The sequence below is a fragment of the Streptomyces sp. NPDC059456 genome, assembly GCF_042750055.1.
Lineage (GTDB): Bacteria > Actinomycetota > Actinomycetes > Streptomycetales > Streptomycetaceae > Streptomyces.
On the sequence record NZ_JBHYVA010000089.1, the window covers coordinates 15,245 to 18,313 of the forward strand.

Annotated in this window: 1 protein-coding gene; it reads left to right on the forward strand. The window is 76.6% G+C overall.

Features of this window, described 5'->3' with window-relative positions; all coding sequences use genetic code 11:
• Positions 1-171 precede the first annotated feature (171 nt).
• Positions 172-3,018: a hypothetical protein gene (locus ACFXA3_RS11200; protein ID WP_385185055.1), complete on the forward strand. Its 2,847-nt coding sequence runs from the start codon at positions 172-174 to the stop codon at positions 3,016-3,018.
• The last annotated feature ends 51 nt before the right edge of the window (positions 3,019-3,069 follow it).

The window sequence follows — 3,069 nt, forward strand, 5'->3', positions numbered from 1 at the left end:
CGTCCACTCCGTGCACTCCGACGGGCGGCGCACCCCGGCCGAGATCGCGGTCCTGGGGGGGCCCCGCGGCGCGGGCGGGAGCAAAGCCCCGCACGCACACAACCCCCCACCCCCCCCGCCCCGCGGCCCGCGCCCGCCCACCCCCCCAAACGCTACCAAACGGCGGGGCCGGTGCGCCCCCCCGCCCCCGAGGGCGCCGGCCCGTCGGCCGTCGACCTGACCGCACGCACCTACCGTCACCCCGCCCTCGCCGACGACCGCGTCGTCGTCCGGCTCGCCGCCGCCGAACTCGGCCCGGCCGAGGACCTCGCCGCCGGCTTCCTGGGACTCGTACGCGACGCGGGCGAACCGCCCGTCGTCGGCCTCGGCCAGCGCCAGGCCCTCGGCTTCCCCGAATGGGTCCTCGTCCACCATCCGCAGGACGGGCACCACGCCCTCGCCGTGGTCCCCGAACTCGACCGTCTCGCCCGCCAGGCCAAGACCAAGCCCAAGGCCGCGCTCGACGCCTGCCTCGAACTGGCCGGCCGGCTCGCCGCCGCCGTCCCGCACTTCCTGCCCGTCTTCTACGAGCAGGCCGCCCGCGTCTTCCTCGCCGTCGAGAACACCACGTACGCCGCCCAGCTGTTCGGCCGCGCCCGCACCAGCGAGGCCCAGCACGGCCTCGCCGTCGACGAGGACCGCCTCGACGCCGTCTTCCTCGAATTCGCCCTGGTCGGCGCCCTCCCCGTGAAGGTCCTCACCGGCTACGCCAAGGAACTGTCCACCCGCGTCAGCCCCGCCGAGGCCCACGAGCGCTTCCGCCGCCTGTGCGTACGCCGCACCGCCGGCGGGCTGCCGCCCTCCGCGCAGGCCGCGACCGAGCTGCGCCGCCTCGCCCGCGCCGCCGGCCTGACCGGCGGCGAGGCCGAACAGGACTACCTCGCCGAGCTGCTCCCGCTGCCCGCCACCCTGCGCGCCGCGTTCGGCTGGTGGAAGGCCCACCGCACCGCGCTGATCGCGCTGGCCCGACGGGTACCGGACGTACGGGGCACCCTGCTCGGCCTGATGCCGCCCGGCGGCGACGGCGAACTCTCCGCCCTCTGGCTGGACATCCTGGAACAGTCCGGTGCCACCGCCGGACTCGTCGACGCCGGCCTGCCCGCCGGACAGCGCTGCTCCGACGGCGCCGCCGGCTGGCTCGAACGCTTCCACGCCGCCCGGCACGGCGGCTGGGGCTCGCGCCCCACCCTGCCCGCCCTGCTCGACCTCGTCACCCGCGCGGCCGGCCGACTGCGCGCCGAACTCGCCGAACCCGGCCGCGAATCGGGCCTGAACGTGGGCGTCCAGGACGCCGACCTGCTGGACCTGCTGCTCTCCCTGGACGTCCCGGTCACCGACCCCGAACCCGACCCCGCCTCCCGCCGGCGCCACGACCAGCTGAACCTGGCCGACTGGGCGCGCTGCGACCAGCGCCGGGACCTGCTCGCCATCGCGGCCGACCAGCGCTTCCACCCCGCCTTCCGGCGCACCGCGTACGCCCTCGGCGGCAACGCCGAATCGGTGGAACTCGTGCGCCTGCTCGCCGCCTCGCCCGGCGGCCGCCCGATGCTCACCGCATGGATGCGCGAGGTCGCCCGCAGCTCCACCGCCGCCGGCCTGCCCGCCCTCCCCGACGCCATCCAGCGGCTGACCTGGCTGCCCGCCGAGGCGCTCGAACTCGCCCGCGACGAGGTCGCCGCGGCCGCCGGCACCGACCTCGGTGACATCCTCGCCCGCACCCTGCGCGGAGGCCTCTTCGAGGAGTTCACCTGGCCCGCGTTCGAAGAGGCCCTCGCCGAACTCGCCGACCGCAAGGCCCTGCGCCGCGGGAACCTGACCCTCGTCGAGGCCTGGCCGTACCTCATCGTCGCCAACCCGGTCGAGGTCCGCGTCCTCGACGCCGACTCCACCGTGCTCACCCACGACCTGCGGGTGCCGGCCGGCGGCTCCCACCGGTACGGGTTCCACTACGTCGACGGCGCCCTCCTCGTCTTCTGGACCTCCTGGAACAGCGGCGACGTCCAGGGCTACTGGCACACCGCACCACAGCACGTCTTCACCCTGGACACCGACCGCAGCTACTGGTCGCTGCGCTCCGACCACATCAGCCTGCCCCTGGCCGGCGGCGGCCGCGCCACCGGCGGCGGCGTCCTGCACGCCGGGGACACCGCCCTGCCCGCCGAGCACGCCCTGCTGTCCGACGGCACCTCGCACTGGGTGTGGCAGCACCGGGACCAGGACCACGACGGCGGCTGGCGCGAGTACGCCCCGGCCGACGGCGCGCGCGGCCGGTACTCCCGGCCGGCCTTCCTCGCCGACGCCCTGCGCGCCCACCCCTCCGACGCGACCCTCTCCGCGCAGTCCGCCTGGCTGCGGCCCGCCCCCGCCGTCGAGGGCTCGGCGCTCGGCGCGCCCGCGGACGGCCTCCTCGGCTGGCACGCCGTCCGCCTGCCCGGGCAGGGCTGGCACGGCTGCGACGCCGCCGGACGCAGCGTCCGCACCCCCGAAGGCGCCGACATGCCCGTCGCCGCCCTCGCCTTCCCCGCCGACGAACGGCCGCGCGCACTGACCCTGCGCTGGCGCGAGCTCAGCATCGCCGACCCCGACGGCACCGTCACCGCCACGACGCGCAGCGACCGCGACGAGGGCTTCGCCACCGGCAGCGTCAGCCTCCCGCCGCTCCCCTTCTGGTACGCCCTGCGCCCCCGCGACCCGGAGGGCTCCGCCGCCCTGCGGACGGCCGACCGCGACACCGCCGCCGCCCTGCTGACGGCCGCGGCCCAGGCCGAGAAGGCCTCCGACCTGCCCGGTCTGGTCACCGCGGCCCTGCCGCAGGTCACCGGCGAGCAGCTGATCGGCGGCATCGTCGAGGTCCTGCGCTTCGCCCTGACCCAGCAGAAGGCCCTGGACGGCGTCGCCGCCCGCCTCCACACCGGCGGGTCCGCGGCCGACGACACGCAGTGGCCCACCGACGAGAGCATCGATCAGGCGCGGCTATGAATCTCCTGCAGCTGCTACTACAGCCGGGGCACCAACAAGGACGTCGCCCCC